Source organism: Candidatus Pelagibacter sp. IMCC9063 (assembly GCF_000195085.1).
Lineage (GTDB): Bacteria > Pseudomonadota > Alphaproteobacteria > Pelagibacterales > Pelagibacteraceae > IMCC9063.
The window spans coordinates 856,743-874,207 of sequence record NC_015380.1 but is presented as its reverse complement, the minus strand read 5'-3'; the positions used below and the strand labels follow the sequence as shown (position 1 = coordinate 874,207).

Annotated in this window: 21 protein-coding genes and 1 riboswitch; of the genes, 6 read left to right on the top strand and 15 right to left on the bottom strand. The window is 33.3% G+C overall.

Annotated elements, in window-relative coordinates:
• Window positions 1-63 precede the first annotated feature (63 nt).
• The gene (locus tag SAR11G3_RS04630) at window positions 64-1,080 is read left to right on the top strand and encodes a polyprenyl synthetase family protein (RefSeq protein WP_013695630.1); all 1,017 of its coding nucleotides are present in this window, start codon (window positions 64-66) and stop codon (window positions 1,078-1,080) included.
• Here the strand turns inward: SAR11G3_RS04630 and SAR11G3_RS04625 are convergent.
• The 8 genes from SAR11G3_RS04625 to SAR11G3_RS04585 form a co-directional block, all read right to left on the bottom strand.
• Window positions 1,073-1,558 (bottom strand): TspO/MBR family protein, encoded by a 486-nt coding sequence (locus SAR11G3_RS04625; protein ID WP_013695629.1) that lies wholly within the window; start codon window positions 1,556-1,558, stop codon window positions 1,073-1,075. The genes SAR11G3_RS04630 and SAR11G3_RS04625 overlap by 8 nt on opposite strands.
• A 164-nt stretch (window positions 1,559-1,722) precedes the next feature.
• Window positions 1,723-4,587, bottom strand: a complete 2,865-nt coding sequence (gcvP, locus tag SAR11G3_RS04620; RefSeq protein ID WP_013695628.1) for an aminomethyl-transferring glycine dehydrogenase — start codon at window positions 4,585-4,587, stop codon at window positions 1,723-1,725.
• A complete protein-coding gene (gene gcvH / locus SAR11G3_RS04615; RefSeq protein ID WP_013695627.1) occupies window positions 4,587-4,967 on the bottom strand; it encodes a glycine cleavage system protein GcvH in 381 nt (126 codons plus the stop codon). Before gcvH ends, gcvP begins: the two co-directional genes overlap by 1 nt.
• Before the next feature lie 9 nt (window positions 4,968-4,976).
• Complete coding sequence (gene gcvT, locus SAR11G3_RS04610) at window positions 4,977-6,071, bottom strand: glycine cleavage system aminomethyltransferase GcvT (RefSeq protein ID WP_013695626.1); 1,095 nt, start codon at window positions 6,069-6,071, stop codon at window positions 4,977-4,979.
• Between the two features lie 81 nt (window positions 6,072-6,152).
• Window positions 6,153-6,240: riboswitch (glycine riboswitch) on the bottom strand.
• 228 nt (window positions 6,241-6,468) lie between these two features.
• On the bottom strand, window positions 6,469-7,032 hold the full coding sequence (locus SAR11G3_RS04600) for a hypothetical protein (RefSeq protein WP_013695625.1): 564 nt from the start codon (window positions 7,030-7,032) through the stop codon (window positions 6,469-6,471).
• A complete protein-coding gene (locus tag SAR11G3_RS04595) occupies window positions 7,032-7,412 on the bottom strand; it encodes a hypothetical protein (RefSeq protein WP_013695624.1) in 381 nt (126 codons plus the stop codon). The genes SAR11G3_RS04600 and SAR11G3_RS04595 overlap by 1 nt, the downstream gene beginning before the upstream one ends.
• A gap of 51 nt (window positions 7,413-7,463) precedes the next feature.
• Window positions 7,464-7,853 (bottom strand): hypothetical protein, encoded by a 390-nt coding sequence (locus tag SAR11G3_RS04590; RefSeq protein WP_013695623.1) that lies wholly within the window; start codon window positions 7,851-7,853, stop codon window positions 7,464-7,466.
• Window positions 7,850-10,990, bottom strand: coding sequence for a DEAD/DEAH box helicase family protein (locus SAR11G3_RS04585; RefSeq protein ID WP_013695622.1), 3,141 nt, complete (start codon window positions 10,988-10,990; stop codon window positions 7,850-7,852). The genes SAR11G3_RS04590 and SAR11G3_RS04585 overlap by 4 nt, the downstream gene beginning before the upstream one ends.
• Before the next feature lie 82 nt (window positions 10,991-11,072).
• Here SAR11G3_RS04585 and SAR11G3_RS04580 point away from each other — a divergent pair, with 82 nt between their 5' ends.
• The 3 genes from SAR11G3_RS04580 to SAR11G3_RS04570 are packed head-to-tail and all read left to right on the top strand — an operon-like array spanning window position 11,073 to window position 12,507.
• Window positions 11,073-11,390, top strand: coding sequence for a hypothetical protein (locus SAR11G3_RS04580; protein ID WP_041862369.1), 318 nt, complete (start codon window positions 11,073-11,075; stop codon window positions 11,388-11,390).
• Window positions 11,387-11,833 (top strand): hypothetical protein, encoded by a 447-nt coding sequence (locus tag SAR11G3_RS04575; RefSeq protein ID WP_013695620.1) that lies wholly within the window; start codon window positions 11,387-11,389, stop codon window positions 11,831-11,833. Before SAR11G3_RS04580 ends, SAR11G3_RS04575 begins: the two co-directional genes overlap by 4 nt.
• A complete protein-coding gene (locus tag SAR11G3_RS04570) occupies window positions 11,830-12,507 on the top strand; it encodes a hypothetical protein (protein WP_013695619.1) in 678 nt (225 codons plus the stop codon). Before SAR11G3_RS04575 ends, SAR11G3_RS04570 begins: the two co-directional genes overlap by 4 nt.
• Before the next feature lie 415 nt (window positions 12,508-12,922).
• On the opposite strand, the gene SAR11G3_RS04565 is transcribed toward SAR11G3_RS04570, so the two are convergent.
• Window positions 12,923-13,387 (bottom strand): hypothetical protein, encoded by a 465-nt coding sequence (locus SAR11G3_RS04565; RefSeq protein ID WP_013695617.1) that lies wholly within the window; start codon window positions 13,385-13,387, stop codon window positions 12,923-12,925.
• A gap of 22 nt (window positions 13,388-13,409) precedes the next feature.
• Window positions 13,410-13,826, bottom strand: coding sequence for a hypothetical protein (locus SAR11G3_RS04560; RefSeq protein WP_013695616.1), 417 nt, complete (start codon window positions 13,824-13,826; stop codon window positions 13,410-13,412).
• Between the two features lie 122 nt (window positions 13,827-13,948).
• Between SAR11G3_RS04560 and SAR11G3_RS07285 the strand changes: the two genes are divergently transcribed.
• Entirely contained in the window at window positions 13,949-14,125 is a 177-nt protein-coding gene (locus tag SAR11G3_RS07285) for a hypothetical protein (RefSeq protein ID WP_158304711.1), read from the top strand.
• 5 nt (window positions 14,126-14,130) lie between these two features.
• Entirely contained in the window at window positions 14,131-14,784 is a 654-nt protein-coding gene (locus SAR11G3_RS04550; protein WP_013695614.1) for an alternative oxidase, read from the top strand.
• Window positions 14,785-14,820: 36 nt separating this feature from the next.
• Here the strand turns inward: SAR11G3_RS04550 and SAR11G3_RS04545 are convergent, their stop codons facing one another.
• From SAR11G3_RS04545 to SAR11G3_RS04525, 5 genes are all read right to left on the bottom strand, one after another.
• A complete protein-coding gene (locus tag SAR11G3_RS04545) occupies window positions 14,821-15,531 on the bottom strand; it encodes an SDR family NAD(P)-dependent oxidoreductase (protein WP_013695613.1) in 711 nt (236 codons plus the stop codon).
• Window positions 15,532-16,040: 509 nt separating this feature from the next.
• Window positions 16,041-16,409 carry a DUF2784 domain-containing protein gene (locus SAR11G3_RS07915; RefSeq protein ID WP_013695611.1) on the bottom strand — a complete coding sequence of 123 codons (369 nt, stop codon included), beginning with the start codon at window positions 16,407-16,409 and terminating at the stop codon, window positions 16,041-16,043.
• 48 nt (window positions 16,410-16,457) lie between these two features.
• On the bottom strand, window positions 16,458-16,583 hold the full coding sequence (locus tag SAR11G3_RS07715) for a hypothetical protein (protein ID WP_013695610.1): 126 nt from the start codon (window positions 16,581-16,583) through the stop codon (window positions 16,458-16,460).
• Between the two features lie 36 nt (window positions 16,584-16,619).
• Window positions 16,620-17,018, bottom strand: a complete 399-nt coding sequence (locus SAR11G3_RS04530) for a hypothetical protein (RefSeq protein WP_013695609.1) — start codon at window positions 17,016-17,018, stop codon at window positions 16,620-16,622.
• A 101-nt stretch (window positions 17,019-17,119) separates the two neighbouring features.
• Window positions 17,120-17,431 (bottom strand): hypothetical protein, encoded by a 312-nt coding sequence (locus SAR11G3_RS04525; RefSeq protein WP_013695608.1) that lies wholly within the window; start codon window positions 17,429-17,431, stop codon window positions 17,120-17,122.
• Window positions 17,432-17,465 lie beyond the last annotated feature (34 nt).

The following is a 17,465-nucleotide window of genomic DNA, read 5'->3' as shown; positions in this document are numbered from 1 at the left end:
CAATTGTATTTGGTGCGTCATTAGATAATTAACCATGGTCATTTAAATAAGCTAGATTAAGTCATGTCTAATAATGTAGTTCCATTAAAGAAGCTAGAAACCTCCAATCCTTATGAGGAGCTTAGAAGCGCTTATCAATCAGAAATTGAAGAGGTAGATTCTTTTATTAAAGAGAAACTTTCTAGCCATGTCGAGCTTATTGGAGAGATGTCTTCTTACTTAATTCAGTCTGGTGGAAAACGACTAAGACCCTTGTTAACGATCGCATCTTCAGAATTATTTGGTTACCAAGGTGACCGTCACATTAAATTAGCAGCTTGTGTAGAGCTCATTCATAATGCCACTTTACTTCACGATGATGTGATTGATAAATCAGATTTTAGACGAGGCAAAAAAACTAATAACAATCTTTGGGGAAATAAAAATTCTATTTTAACTGGAGATTACTTATTAGGTAGGTGTTTTGAGATTATGGTGGAGGATGGATCTTTAGAAGTATTAAAACTACTCTCTTCTGTATCATCAGAAATCGCACAGGGAGAAATTCTTCAGCTTCAACATGAAAAAGAAGTTGAAACTTTAGAAAAAACTTATTTAGAGATTATTGGATCAAAGACCTCTTCACTATTTGCAGCTTCTATGCGAGTGGGTGGATGCATTAACGATAAATCTAAAAATGAAAAAGAAGCTTTAACTTCATTTGGTTTCAATCTTGGAATATGCTTTCAAATTACAGATGATATCTTAGATTACTATTCTGATAAAATTGCTTTTGGAAAAGTGATTGGTAATGATTTTTATGAAGGTAAAGTTACCTTGCCCATTATCATGTTATATCAAAAATCATCCGAGTCGGAACGATTAGCTCTAAAAGAAATGTTTGTTCGTAAAGAACGCACTAAAGAAGAGTTGGCATATACGTTAAATTTAATGACTAAGTATCAAGTCATTGCTTCTTGTAAAAAAAGAGCAGAACACTTTTCTTCGGTATCAGCAGATTCTCTTGGGATTTTTCCTGAAAGCAAAGAAAAAACTAGATTACAAGAATTAGCTTTTTATATCGTTAATCGAATTAATTAAGTTTCCAAATACTAATATTTAAAATCAAAGCATACGAACTCCATAGCAAATACGGAATCATTAAATAAAAAGATGCTTTGTTGATAGGCCAATAGATTTTCATAAGGACAATAATAAAACTAATAATAGCTACAATAATAAATACTGCTAATCCTACTTGATGCATTCCAAAAAATACAAAGCTCCAACTAGCTCCTACTAACAAATGTACAAAATAAATAAAAATAATTTTTTTGGCATAATATATTTTTGTTTTTTTTAGATCATTCCAAACATTCCATACCGCAACCGACATCAAGGCATACAGGGTGGTCCAGACAGGACCGAATACCCAATTGGGAGGATTAAAGTTTGGCTTTACAATATCCACATACCAAGTGGCCACCGACGGCATGGTAATAATACTAGCTGGTAGGGAGATGACATAAGTTGCAAGAAGTATAAGGGCTAAGCTTTGGTATTTTGTAATAAAATTCATAGAAGATCTGTATTACGAACTAAAAATAGAATGATAACAGCAATAAAATGGCCAAAATATGTAAGATTTATAAACACTCTTAAAATGAACTTATGATCATCTTTAATCTTTAGATAATCACAAAGTACATTGCCCGGGTTGTACAGCAATTCCCATTTCACTCTTTAAGCTACTTCGTCTCTATAAGAGTCTAAAGAAGGACAAGAACAAACTAAGTTTCGATCACCATACACATTATCTACTCTGGATACAGGTGCCCAAAATTTATTCTCCTTTAAATATTTTAAAGGAAAGGCTGCTTGCTCTCTCGTATATTTGTGTTCCCACACATCTCCTGTTAACTCTTGATGGGTATGAGGAGCGTTCTTCAAGGGATTATCCTTTTCATCAAATATTTTATTTTGAACCATAAGAACTTCTTTTTTAATATTAATTAATGCATTACAAAATTTATCAATTTCATTTAAGCTTTCGCTCTCCGTTGGCTCAATCATTAACGTTCCCGCAACAGGCCAAGACATGGTCGGTGCATGAAACCCATAATCAATTAATCGTTTCGCAATATCTTCTTCACTAATACCGCTTTCCGCTTTAATGGGACGAAGATCAATAATACATTCATGTGCTACTAAGCCTTTCGTTCCTCTGTACAAAGTTTTAAAATGTCCTTCTAATTTTTTAGACATATAATTTGCATTTAAAATCGCAACTTCAGTTGCTTCTCTCAATCCTTTAGGTCCCATCATACGGATGTACATCCAAGAAATTGGTAGAATACTAGCGCTTCCCCAGGGTGCAGCTGATACCGATCCCATTCCAGTTTCTGGTCCTGAGTTTTCCGTAATAACAGAATGATTGGGTAAAAAAGGTTCTAAGTGTTCGTTCACACCGATTGGTCCCATACCTGGGCCCCCTCCACCGTGCGGGATGCAAAATGTTTTATGTAAATTCATATGACACACGTCTGGTCCAAATTTTCCCGGTTTTGCAATTCCAACTAGTGCATTTAGATTAGCTCCATCCATGTAGACTTGACCTCCATGATCATGAATCACTTTACAAATGTCTACAATGTTTTCTTCAAACACACCGTGTGTAGAAGGATAGGTTACCATTAAAGCTGCTAAGTTTTTAGAATGTTCTTCTGCTTTTTTCCTTAGTACTTCTAAATCAATATTTCCCTCTTCATCACAATCAATCACGACCACTTTCATACCCGCCATTTGCGCTGATGCGGGGTTAGTACCATGAGCACTTTCCGGAATGATGCAGATATTTCTTTCTTCATCTCCATTAGAAATATGAAATTTTCGAATAGTCATTAAACCTGCATACTCACCTTGAGCTCCTGCATTCGGTTGTAATGAAATTCCAGAGAAACCTGTAATCTCAGACAACATCTTTTTTAAATCTTCAAATAATTCTTGGTATCCTTGCGCTTGATCAACTGGTGCAAAAGGATGAAGACCACCGAATTCTGGCCACGTCACTGGGATCATTTCAGCAACAGCATTTAATTTCATCGTACAGGATCCAAGTGCAATCATAGACTGATTAAGCGCTATATCCTTGTTTTCTAGACGTTTTAAATATCTTAACATCTCTGTTTCTGAGTGAAATGAATTGAATACCTCATGTTCCATAAACTTAGAACCTCTAACCAATTCAGCTGGAATGCTGGTCGCAGTATTGGCATCTAGTGCTTCTAATTTTTTTTCCACACCAAAAATCTCAAGTAAATTATTGATATCTTTTAGTTCGGTAGTCTCATCAAAAGAAACGCTTATTCTTTCGTCATTTACTTTTCGTAAATTAATACCGTAATTATAAGCTCGTTTTAAAATATCTGCTGTGTCTGCTCCCGTGTCTAAACAAACAGTATCAAAAAAAGTGTCTGCAACTAATTTATATTTAGTTGACGTCTCGGAGGCAAACATATTTGCAAAAGTATTAGCGCGTTCTGCAATATGTTTAATGCCATCCGGTCCATGATAAATTCCATAAGCTGCTGCCATAATAGAAAGCAATGCTTGAGCCGTACAAATGTTGCTCGTTGCTTTTTCACGTCTAATGTGTTGCTCTCTTGTTTGTAGAGCCATACGTAATGCTTGGTTTTCTTTTCGATCAACCGATACTCCAATAATTCTACCTGGCATCGCTCTTTTATATTCATCTTTGGCTGCAAAAAAAGCAGCGTGAGGTCCGCCATATCCCATCGGCACTCCAAATCGTTGAGAATTTCCAACCACAATATCCGCACCCATTTCTCCTGGTGCTTTTAGTAAGGTAAGAGCAAGTAAATCAGCAACTACAATTGCTTTTCCTTTTTTTGATTGAATGGTTTTAATATGAGTTTCAATATTTTCTACGAAACCATACGTATCTGGATAGGAAACAATTCCACACAATATATTATCTTTGATGTTTTCTAACATATCAAACGTTCCCACCATGACATGCAAACCAAAAGGTTCCGCTCTAGTTCTAATCACATCTATAGTTTGTGGATTACAATTTTGAGAAACAAAAACAATTTTAGCATCTTCTTTATTAATTCTCTGGCAAAGCGCTACTGCTTCTGCAGCTGCAGTAGATTCATCTAGCAAAGATGCATTGGCGATATCCATTTTAGTCAAATCTCTAATCATCTGTTGAAAGTTTAACAACATTTCTAATCTGCCTTGTGCAATTTCTGGCTGATATGGCGTATAACTTGTGTACCAACCTGGATTTTCCAAAACATTTCTCAACACCACATTAGGCGTGTAGGTTCCGTAATAACCCATTCCTATATAACTTTTATTTACTGTATTTTTAGAAGCTATTCCTTTTAAAATATCTAATGCTTTTTGTTCTGATACAGAATCTCTCATATCTAATTGCTCGTCTTCTAAAATGCTTGAAGGAACAATGTCTTTAATAAATTTTTCCATGGACTTGTAACCAACTGAATCCAACATTTTAGTTTGCTCAGCTTGGGATGGGCCTATGTGTCTTTTAATAAATTCTGATGTTCTGTGATCTCTCATTAACTTGGGTTCTCCTCTACAAATTTGTCGTAATCAGCTTTGCTCATAAGAGCTGTTAATTCATCCGGACTAGTAATTTTAATCTTAAAAAACCAACCGTTTCCTTCTGGGTCTTTGTTCACTAACGAAGGATCCTCAACAATAGCTGGGTTTCCTTCCACTATTTCTCCACTAACTGGTGTGTACACATCAGAAGCAGCTTTCACACTTTCAACCACAGCAGCTTCTCCACCACTAGTTAGTGCTTTTCCTACATCAGGAATTTCTGCAAACACAATATCTCCTAATTGTTCGGTTGCATGTTTGGTAATTCCTACCGTTCCCACATCTCCGTCTACTGATACCCACTCATGTTTTTTTGAATATTTTACTTCACTCATATGTTTCTCCTATTTTGCGTAACTTTTTTTATAAAATGGTAACAAACAAATCTTTGCTGGATATTGTTTACCTCTTACTTCTAATTCCACAGAAGTTCCTTCTTCTGAACAATCAAAATTAACATAACCAATGACAACAGCACTTCCTACACTTGGTCCGAAACAACCGCTGGTAACCACTCCCACTTCTTTCTCACTTTGAAATATTTTAGCCCCTTCTCTTGCAATAATTTTACCTTCTAACTTAATTCCAACTCTTTTTCTTGTAACTCCTTTTTCTACATGGGCCTTTACAACGTCACCACCAACAAAATCAAAAGTAGCTCTTCTATTTTTTGCAATTCCAAACATTAAATCTGCCTCAATAGGTGATGTTGTTTTATCTAAATCGTGACCATATAAACAAAGCCCAGCTTCTAAACGCAAAGAATCTCTTGCCCCAAGACCAATCATAGCGATTTTATTTTTAGATAACAATTCCTCACAAAGTTTTGTTATTTTTTCATTTGAAATAGAAATTTCATAACCATCTTCACCTGTGTAGCCAGATCGAGTAATATAAATCGTTTCACCGTTATATGAAAATTCTCCTCCATTCATAAATTTTAAATCAGCAACACCTGGAACTATTTCTTCTAAAATGGAAACCGCCAAAGGACCCTGAACAGCTATTAAGGCTAAATGATCATGTAAAGTTGCACAATCTGGATTAGGTAAAATATTTTTTAAAGTTTTAACGTCACTGTGTTTGCATGCAGCATTCAAAACAATATTAATTCCATTTTTAACTCTGGTCACAATCAAATCATCATCGATCCCACCCTGCTCATTCATAAGAAAAGAATATTTGGATTGGTTCATTTTTAATACAGACAAATCAATTGGAATAATTTTTTCAATTGCTGAGCAAACGCTATCATCGCCTACAATTGAAAATTGTCCCATGTGTGAAACGTCAAAAATACCTGCAGCAGCTCTTACTTTGTCATGCTCATTGATAATTCCAAAAGAATATTGAATAGGCATTTCATAGCCTGCGAAAGGAACCATCTTTGCTCCTTGGCTAACATGAAAATCAAATAACGCTGTTTTTAAACTACTCATTCAAAATCTATATGCTCATCTGTCTTGAATACCTGAGATCTTAATCCTTCGGTGGAGCACTTAAGCTCTCTTTCCAGAGTTTTAATTTTTACGGTCCTTTTGCTTGAGATTTTCCTGAGCAGTTGATCCTTCAGCGCTATATTTAAATAGTCTCTCCCGTAAAACACTCTAATTAAAGCAATAATCAAACTAAACAACCGCCCATAGGTTGCATAAAAGCCTAAAAAACCTCACTTAATATTACTCTTTTTTGGACTTATTGTCCCTCCAGCTCTGAGAATGACCTAGACTGGTTTGATTAATCGACTCAAAGGGATCAACCCATCTAATGTACTTTCGCTCATTATAAAATGGGCGAGTTTCCTTAAATGGGTTCGTTTCGCACGAAGGCTTTTTCTTACGTTTCTTCATTGCTACTCTTCTCTTGCATCGAAGCATAAATATCTAAAAGCTTATAGTACCTAGTCAACAATCGTTGCTCGATCGTACTTAGTTTTAAAAATCCATTTTGACTATTGCAGTTTCTAGTAAAAGCCAGACCTTGGAGCTCATTAGGCCTATAACTTTTATTAACCAAATCCTCATACTCTTTCGAACTAATTTTACTGGCATAAGATTCTTTTAAAAATTGTTTTCCATCCAACTGTTCGTTATCAAACAAGCCAGCCTCTACATTGGCATAACGTCTGAGTCTCCATCCTGCAGAAATAATCTGCAAAGCAGTTTCCTCCTGAACGGGATTAATAGGTGCTAACATATCTAAATAAGCAGATCGGTATTCTTCAAACTCTTCTAGCTGTTCTCCTATCACCAAATGTTTATTGGCATGCAAACCATGGGAAACTGCATTACCGCTTGCATTATGTTTTCCCCACATAGATTTGGGCCCTGTACTTTTTTGTGCATTTTTCTTATTAGCCTCTACTTGTTTGATAGAAGTTACCTTTGCTTCACTGCTCATTATTTTTTTCCTCCTTTAAATTTATTAAGATCTTGATACAGATCCTCTAATAGTTTTTGCTCAATGGGTGATAGTTCATGTGCTGATTCTAAAATGGATATGAGATATCTGGTTTGTGATTCATCATCAACCATTCCTCCTTCAGAAAGCAATATACGCAGTTGCTGCATCTTATGCATTTGTTCCACTGGCTTCATAGACAAGCGCTTCATCGGCTGGTCAATTCTTCCATTATCCATCAAGGAGCCAACACTGCCACCTTTGGCAAATTGTTCTCTTGGTTTTTCTTTGTTTGGTAAATGAAGTTGTTTCTTTAACAACTCAATGCATTCTAAAGCTAGTAGCTCTAGTTTGCGGTCGTATTTATTTAAATGTTTCATAGATCATTCTCTACAAAAGAAAATGTATGAAAAAAATTGCTAAGTTCTTATTTAGCTATTCTTTTTTTTATCTTTGGGTCTACCTTTTTTATTCCTCTTTAAAGATGAATAAATACCGCCTTTTCGCATATATTTATCCCACATATTCTTGCAGTATTTAAATAGCTTTTCTGAAGCCCAATGCTTAGGATTGTCCGTGGCAGGTATCTTCTTATCTTTTCTATATAGCTCCAATAATTCTTCGGTTTTGCTAAACTGCAATTGAGCTTTGTGAGGAGTGTGTAGTTTTTCTCGAACTAATTTCATCATACCAAAGAGTACTTTATGCTCTAAGTTTTGTTGTGATTTCCTACGCGGAGCCTTGTATTTTAGCTTACCCGCCATAGCTAATTCATACAAATCTAACCCTACCTCAATAATTTCATCTTCTTTTTTCGTCATTTCTTCTTACCCAGAAAATCGTCCCAGCCTTTCCATTCTTTTTTATATTTGTAAGAAGCGTCTGGATTTCTCGGAATATCTTCTGGAAAATTTTTTGATTTACAATGATCAGTCCATTGTTTAGCACTTTTTAATTTTAAAGATTGAGCATATTTTTTAACTTTCTTGAAACTTCTAAATTCTTTTAAATGGTTAGCAACAGTTCCTGTTCCCAAAAATACACCCATACTTTCAAACTCTTCATCAAGCCAAATGGCACGCTTGATATCTTTAGGAAAATTTTTAGATTTAGCATGGGCTATCCATTCATTTCTGTTCTTAAGATTTAAAGATTGAGCATATTTTTTAGCTTCTTTGTACGATTTGTACTTTTTATGTTTCAAAGAAGTATTTCCTGTGCCTAAAAATACACCCCAGTTTTCCCATTTTTTTTTATACGTTTTGAGATTATCTGGGTATAAAGGGATATCTTTAGGAAAATTTTTAGATTTAATATGGGCTTTCCATTCTCTTCTGCTCTTAAGATTTAAAGATTGAGCGTATTTTTTAACTTCTTTGTACGATTTGTAATTTTTATATCTCCAAGAAGTATTTTCTGTACCTAGAAAATCTCCCATACCTTGGTATTCATTTTTGTAAATATCCCAAACTTTTACTGGAATATCTTCTGGGAAATTTTTTGATTTACAATGATCAGTCCATTGTTTAGCACTTTTTAATTTTAAAGATTGAGCATATTTTTTAACTTCTTTGTATTTTTTGTATTTTCTTAACCTGTTAGCAACAATTCCTGTTCCTAAAAATATACCCATACTTTCAAATTCTTCATATGAATGAGGGGCAACCTTGATATCTTTAGGAAAATTTTTAGATTTAGTATGGGCTACCCATTCTCTTCCGCTCTTAAGATTTAAAGATTGAGCGTATTTTTTTGCTTCTTTGTAATCTCTATATTGTATTAGTTGTGAAGCAACATTTCCTGTTCCTAAAAATACACCCCAGCTTTCCCATTCTTTTTTGTATACAATGACTTCATTTGGGCTTTGTGGAATGTCCTTTGGAAAATTTTTTAGTTTAATATGGGCTCTCCATTGTGTGGAATTTTTTAACTTTAAAGATTGAACATATTTTTTAGCTTCTTCATAAGGTCTCCAATTACCAAAAGCTACACGGTCCCAGACCTTTAGTTGGATGGATTTATTAAACTCTTCTTCATTAACTTTTGTTAGGACATTAAGTTTTGTCAAGCCATCAACTGGACTTCCTTTGCCTCTTGGAATAGTTCCACTGCTGACCGCTCTTAAATAATCAGTGATCCTGGTATCTTGTGTAGCTAATGCTCTAATCGTTGCTACGATATCTTCAAAGGCTGTGTCCTTTGCAGCTTCAGTGGCATTTTCATCTTCTGAAATAAGAATGGGTATAAGAATATAACCAAACTTTTTACTTTTAGATAATCGCAAAGCTCTTCCTGCCGCTTGCACTATATCTACTTTGGATCTTTTGGGATCCGTGAACACAACACAATCGATCGCTGGTAAATCCACCCCTTCCGTTAAACATCTAGCATTGGTCATTAAACCTTTGCCTTCCGCAAACTCTCTCATTTGTGATGTACGTTGGCTGGTTGCCATTGCACCACTTACGTGGAATGTTTTGATTTTTCCGTATTGTTTATAAACTTTAGAGATAAGCTCTTGTTGTTTTTTAAAGTTATTGGCTCTTTTGATGGAGCTGTGAAAAGAAATAGCATTACTTATTTTAAGTTTCTTTATTGCCTTTCGAAGAGCTATGGCTATTGCAAATTCTCTGGCAGTAATATTATCGATTTCTTTTTTAACTTGGATGAATTTATTACTACTATAAACCGCTTCAATTTCAGGAGCCGTGATCCCGAAAGTAATAATCTTATAATCTGAAATGATAGGTGGCTTCATTTCGATCGCAGCTTTAAAGCTTAATTGATAGATGATCTCTCCATAATCTCTTGGATCATCCATGGATAAGTATTCATCTTTATCGCCTCTAAATAATCTCTCGGTTGCCGTCATAAACAAACGGTTCTTAATCTTGATGTTCTTTTGATGAATTAAATGAGCCATTGCTTTTTCACCATGCCCTACTGTTTTATGAGCCTCATCCATAATTCCAAGATCAAACTTAAATCCTTTAGCTCCTTGAGCGGTGACTTTTCCTGATTGATAGGTGGTAAATACTATCTTTAAGTTACTGTTCTTTTTTTGAAGAAACTTTTTAATATCATTCTTGTCCGTAGTGACATCGATTCCTAAATCATAAATGTTGCTGACAAAATCATCTTGATCATCACTTACCGTTTGATCACTACAAACGCATAACCAATCAGGTCTAACACCTGCTATTAAATATTCTCTAGTCCATACTTTTAACGTTTGTTGAAGAAGCGCTAATGAAGGAACAGCAATTAAAATAGATTTAGCATTTACTTTTCTTGCAATCCAAAATGCAGCTAAACTTTTACCCGTACCACAGGGCATAATCATTTTGCCACGTTCATTGTTTTTAAAGTGTTCGAAACTCTTTTTAATAGCTTCTGCTTGATGGGGTCTTGGAGTTAGGGCTTTTGGTTTAATGGTTTTACCTTTGGCTTTAGCAGTAATAGCTTTCCAACCTTCACCATCATTATCATCTAAACCAACAAAGCTTTCTAACGTTTCAAAACCAACTCCCCTTAATAGTTTGGTTTTAAGTGGTGGTTTATCAGAAGTCGTTAGAACTAAACCATGACTTATGTGTTTACAGTTGTTAAAAGCTAAATTAGCAAAGGTTGCTAGATCCCCTTTAATCGTAAGGGTGTCTTTAGGATTGGATCTGTATTTAGATTGGATCGCCCAATATTTTTTATCATAAGTCTCTGCAATTAAATCGATACCTTCATCGGTATCGGGGAGATTAAGTTTTCTTTTTAAATCTTCTTTAATTTCTTTTAAGAGCCAAACCTTTTTTAGCTTGGACTGGTAGTGAGGTGCTGTTTGTAAATAATACTTACAAACGTGTTCAAATATATCTCCACCTGCTTTAGATTTTTGCGAGGTAGTTAGAGAAGCTAAATGATTGTTTAATTCTTTCCAACTTTTTGATTCTGATATCTTTCTCACTCATATAATTTATCAGAGATTACAGTATTTCCTAGCTTATCACCCCGTTCCATTGCCCATGATTCTGGAGTAGAATTCGAAGATGAAGAGGATTGTGTTGGGATTGGTATTAGCACTGTTGTTGAGTGGGAATGCTTATGCTTTTTTTAAGAAAGATGTAAAAGCATATTTGTGCAATTATCAGGAAGGAGTTTTGAATAACCCTGACCTTGGAAGAACAGGAGATCCATGTATGGAAGGGGGACCTAGTAAATACAAATTTTATTTAGGTGGAAAATTTAAAGCTAAAGAAGTAGATGATTGTCAGGATTTTATAGACGAATATTCTAATACTGCAGAAATGCTAAGAAAGTATCCAACTAATGCTTGGATGATAGGATGCGATAGTAATTGGAAATGAAAAAACTCTTCTCTTTGATCGTGGTTCTGGGTTTGTTGTTGGGTGGGAATGCTTATTCTCAATCAATGATAGCTTTAAAAAAATATATTCAAGAAAATGATAATTACGCTAGTGATCCTATAACTTTTACCTACGTTTTAAAAAGATGCTCCGCAGCATATATATATGCTACTTCAATAACTAAAGACTCTTCTAATCCAGAAAATCTTTTAAAAGCGTTTCGAATAACGTTTAATTTTGCTGCAAAAATCTTAATGAAAAAAATGAATTGGACTGAAGAGGTTACAGCAAAGAGTCTTAAGACTGACATAGATAATATGATGAAGTATCTAGAAAAAGATGGAAACGAATCTTTTGCTAAAACAGGGATATATATGATGAATAACTATATTGGTGGTGATCTAAAAATATGCAATGGAATTGTACGGGCCATTAATAAATGAAAAAACTAATTTGCATCATCGTTCTAAGTTGTTTATTTGGTGCAGTGGCTAGTGCCGAACACAAAGGTGGTATGGTAAAAAATCTTGAATGCTATGAAGGTAAAGTTCATTCGCGTTGGGTTAATTCACAATCTGAATATTTTCATATAGTTTTGCCTGAAAGAGAGTGCAAATTCACCAGTAAAGAAATTAAACAAATACGAGATAAGGAAACAAGGACTAATTTTATTTACGGTATTATGGGTTTTGCATTAGTTTTTGCAATTCCTCTAGTGGGATTGTTTAAAAATAAAAGAAAACGGAGTCTAAAAATGAGATTAAAAAAAAATACTTTTAATCTAGGAAAAATTAATCGCAAACACACGTTTAAAAATTTCTGGCATGGTAATAAAAGTTTAGCCGCTTCTTTTTGGGGTTTTTTTATTTTTGGAAATATTTTTTTTAACATTTTAACCACTTTGTTTTTGCCCAATAAAATAATTATTTTGTTAATTTATATTTTGCTTATTATTTGGAATGTACTTGCAGTCATGGGAGTGTTTAATTCTGCAGATATTTATAAAGCTAAAAAAATTAAAGCAGGCGAGCTTTATAGCTGGGCTACTACAGCAAAGGTTACTACTGTGATACTAATATTGTCAGCTATTGGAAACTCATTAAAATACTTTATATGAAAAAATAACCTCCATGATTCATGATTTTTTCAACTGGTGTGTCTGGGTTCTTGAGGTTATAGGTGATGTAACAGGGATGGGCTATGAATTGGCTAATATTGTTATTTTTGTAATCTTACAGCCAGCTCTCATATTATTATTTTATATATTATGGAGAAGAGAGAAAAATAAAAAATGAACACCGCCGCTTGGATATCAACGTTGACTATTTTAAGTGTCGCGATTTATGACTTTTATATTTTAAAAAAAGCTAACGTTAAGACGATGAGTTGCGCATCTTTTAGAAGTCCAGAGAGATCCCAGAGAACAATCTGTGTAGGTTTTGTGTAGGTTTTGTGTAGGTTTTGTGTAGGTATTGGAAATTTATTGGGCTGTTGAAGATAGGATTTTAGATGGGCTTTTAAATGGGGATTATTTAAATTGATGATCCTAGAGATTTTGGAGCTGACACTATAGTAGTTAACCAGCAGTCTTTAAGTGGTCCCTCTTCTCTATATTTTTCAACTGTCCAATTAAATTTATAGTAGGTTTTGTTTTTATCAAGAACCGTTACTTCAAAATTCACTATTAAATCATTAGATTGAACCATTGTAATATTATGGTCTAAATGGTTGAGCAACATTTCGTAAGACTTTCCTTTAATCATAGTTTTAAATCGGTCTAAAGGACCTGTGTATTTTTGATTGTTTGGATGGGCAAATTTCCAGGTCTGTTCAATCCCATTGTCTTTATTAGGTTTATTGTTCTGCTTTAAACTTCTCAATTGAATTTTGATAACTTGAGAAGGTTCAATTCCATCATTAGGTTCTATTAACTCAGCATAAGATATTGATGAAGCAAACAAGGTAATCACAATTACTTTGTATAGTATATGTTTCATTCTTATCATTGCCTTCAAAAGTTTAGTAAATATAAATTTTATCAGCCAACCCATAACAGAGAACTGCACTAATGATTGTAAAGATTAATGGTGCAACTACAGCTTCATTTGATGGTGATTTTACACCGGTCTTATCAATCTTAATCGAATAAGTATTAACAATAAAAATGCACAAATTTTGAACAAAAACTAAATTGAAAAATGCCCATGTATCCTGAACGCCATTGGGTCTTACAAACATGATATACATTGCCATCAGGAAAGTACCTAAAAACATAGCGCCAATCATTCTCAGGGTTGCTGTAGCAGTTTCATTTATTTGAAATTTATCTCTAAATTTTTGGTTTCCAATAATCAGTTGATAAGCATAAGCTCCAACACCTAAGAAATGTACTACAAATAATACTAAATAAAAAATTCCATTAAATTTTTCAATCATAAATTTCAATCATTAATAATAATCATAATACAGGATTTTTATTAAATGATTATAGGCTTTATGCGCACAGTAAATTTATACAAGAAATAGTTGGGTCATTTTGCACATGCAAAGTGACAATATTGGTTATAGTAAAAACTAATTATTTTCCTATTATTTGGTTATTAATGAAAAAAATAGTAATTACATTATTCTTAGTACTTTTCACAAGTTCTGCTTATGCAGGTTCATGCCCAATGATGGCAAAGAGCATAGATGATAAAATTGCAGAAGAAAATTTATTAAGATTTACTATATAAATTTTATGAAATTAGACAGTCACCATAAACCTGAAAATATTAGTGATCGTATTGCATTTGGATTTACCAAATTTTTAAGGTTTGTTGCAGATACCTTCTTTAAAAAAAAATATGGGCATCGTGCTGTGGTACTGGAAACAGTGGCAGCAGTTCCTGGTATGATAGCTGGAATGTTAACGCATTTAAAGTCCATTAGAAAAATTGAAGATGATAAGGGTTGGATTAAGACCCTTTTAGATGAAGCTGAAAATGAAAGAATGCATCTAATGATTTTCGTCAACATTGCAAAACCAACGGCCATGGAACGAGTTATCATTTTAATAGCGCAATTCATTTTTATTCTAATGTATTTATTTATTTATATTATTTCAAAAAGAACGGCGCACCGAATTGTTGGTTATTTTGAAGAAGAAGCAGTTTATAGTTATACTGAGTTCTTAGACGAACTTGATAGCGGTAAAATGAAAAATGAACCTGCTCCTAAAATTGCCATTGATTACTATAGCCTTCCACTTCACGCGACTTTAAGAGATGTGGTCGTAAGAGTTAGAGAAGATGAAGCGGGTCATAGAGATGTTAATCATTCATATGCAAATATTTTAAACAACAAATTAGATCCTAACGAAGAACAACAAACAAATTTAAAAAAAACAAATTAGTAAAGAATATTAATTTTTTAAATTGAATTTATATATTTAAGAAAGCTTAGATCGTCCGCCGTCGACACCAATAATTTGTCCCGTCATCCAAGAACTTTCTTCACTCAGTAAAAATTTAGCTAAGGCTGCTGAATCTTTTCCCTCACCCAATCTTTTAAGTGGGTGAGCTTTTGCGATACCATCCGCTAAAGGTTTATTTTTAAGCATAGGTTCGGCAATTTTTGAGTAGCTTAAGCTGGGTGCAATACAATTGACACGAATATCAGGTGCAAATTCAGACGCTAGAGAAACTGTTAATCCTTCCACGGCAGCTTTAGCAGAAGCGATAATTGCATGATTTGTAAATCCTCTTTGAGCAGCAACTGTTGAAAATAATACAATTGAACCTTTGTTTTGTTTTAAACTATCATGATAAGCTTTTATAATTTCCACCGCAGAGTACAGATTAAGCTTCATACATTTTTGTAAATCCTGTTCTTTAACCATTTTAAGTGGCTTTAAATCTATAGAACCTACGCAATAAGCTAGCCCTTTGATATCAGGCGCATCAGCTTTTACCTTTTCAATAAAATTTTCTTCTAAAACATCAGCTACGGTGAAACTACAACCTAATTCATTAGCAAGTTGTGATACCAAATCTTCTTGTCTGGCGACAAGATGAATATCAAAATCAGATTGCTTAAGCATTTTAGCTAAACTGGAACCAATGGAACCTGTTGCTCCAAAAATAAGATATTTATTTGTCATGACGATCTAGATATATGCTCTTAGTTGTATTTTAAAGATAATTGCATTTATTTTTTTTGCAATAGTGTCTCACTTCTTGGATTGATTAAGTTTAAAACTATTTCTTGAATAAAAAATCTGTGATAATTAATAATAATGATAATTAAAACTTTAATTGGGCTTAAGGTACTCGGTTTAACTTTTTTAGGTGGTATGGCTGCAGTTAAAGTTTTAAAAGAATGTTGTAATAAAAAAAACAAAAACTCCAATCACACAAAGATCGTCCCTAAAACAAAAAAGGCTTAATAAGCTTTAAATATCGCATTAATTAAACCAAATTAAGGTTAATTGAATACAATAGTAGAGCGGTCATGTTTTGCTAAAATATTAAAGAAGATATCGATGTTAAATTTCGTCGTTTGCTTACCTTAAATCTAAAGATGTATCGTTTTTGATGTATTTTCAATCAATTTTTGCATAAGCATTCTAGCACAACAACAAAACCAGAAACGCTATACCTAAAATCTTTTTCATTTAAAATTTTTTTTCAATTTATTAAATATAAAGGCATAAAAAACTACATTTATGACTATTAGGGCTATTCCTAGGTATGTTTGTAAATCTTTCGTAAGACTCACCGGATAAACAATCGGCACTAAGTAATTTTGAATAAAACCTACAGAATATGTTGTTAGATTAGCTTTATGTAAAAACCAATTTTCAAGATAAGTCAGAGGACATATAGAATTAGTGAATTCGATATAGCACCCCCAAATAAAAGCAGGCGTATGTATCAAAATAATCTTTGCTGAAGCAAAAAATAATAAGGCACCAAATACAACAAAGAGAATAAATATAAAATGAACCAATAATATTAAATTTGCAGCTATTTCATACATTTTCTAATCCACTCTACCGAGAATTGGGAACGTTAGGATTTTTTTCATTTAAAACCCACCCCTCCAGTTATCTTTATCTTCAAACCTGTCTTTTTCTTTTTTAGAGGTAGGTCTAAATAAAAAATAAACTGCAAAGACGATAGTTAATGAAATAATAATAATCTCAAGTGTCATAAACCCAGAACCATGATGCAAATTAGTTTTTTCATGTTAAGATCTTATTGAGTTGGCATTAATACATTTATTCGAATTATCACATATTAAATTTTCCATAGGAGAGGAAGGTGCAAATTCTGTGATAAATATCCCATCTGCATTTTTATAAACAAGATATTCACCTGTATATTTTGCTACATAACTTGGATCTGGATCTTGAAGCAAACTCATATTTTCCCTTTTTTTAACAATTATTAGTGCAATAATTTTTCCTTTTTCAAATTTAAAATTTGCTATTGTATTTACACCAACTAATTTTTTATCTAAAATTATAGAACATAAATCTTTGTATTCAGATTTTTCGCACAAATTTCTTTTCTGCCAGTTAATTTCTGCATAAGCGTTCCCACTTAACAACAAACCCAGAACCATGATCCCTAAAAGCTTTTTCATAACCAGAATTCTACCCTAGAATCTCGGGCAATGGAACGGATGGATAGGCTATAATTATATACATAACGTAATGAGAAGATTAATTAGCTACGATTTCTTGATTATAATAATATCATTTTTAAAACTAAAGTTAAAATATAAATAACAGTTACAAAAATCGAAATTGTAAGCAGCCAATATAATATAATCAATCTGTCTTTAAATATTTTTTGCTTTTCTACTGAATCAGAATCTTTTACTTTTGTAATAGATTTATTAAATTCATTTTTATCATAATGATCATAGGTAAATTTCCAAAAAGCATCTGGGCTGTTGTGATCATTTTCTATGTCAAGACTTTTTAAATAATTTGTTAAAAAATTACTTAAAAAAATTAAGACTACTAAAAATGAAATGGACCAAAGTAAAACCATTTAATCTTTTGAAACCACGATCTCTAAAAGTTTT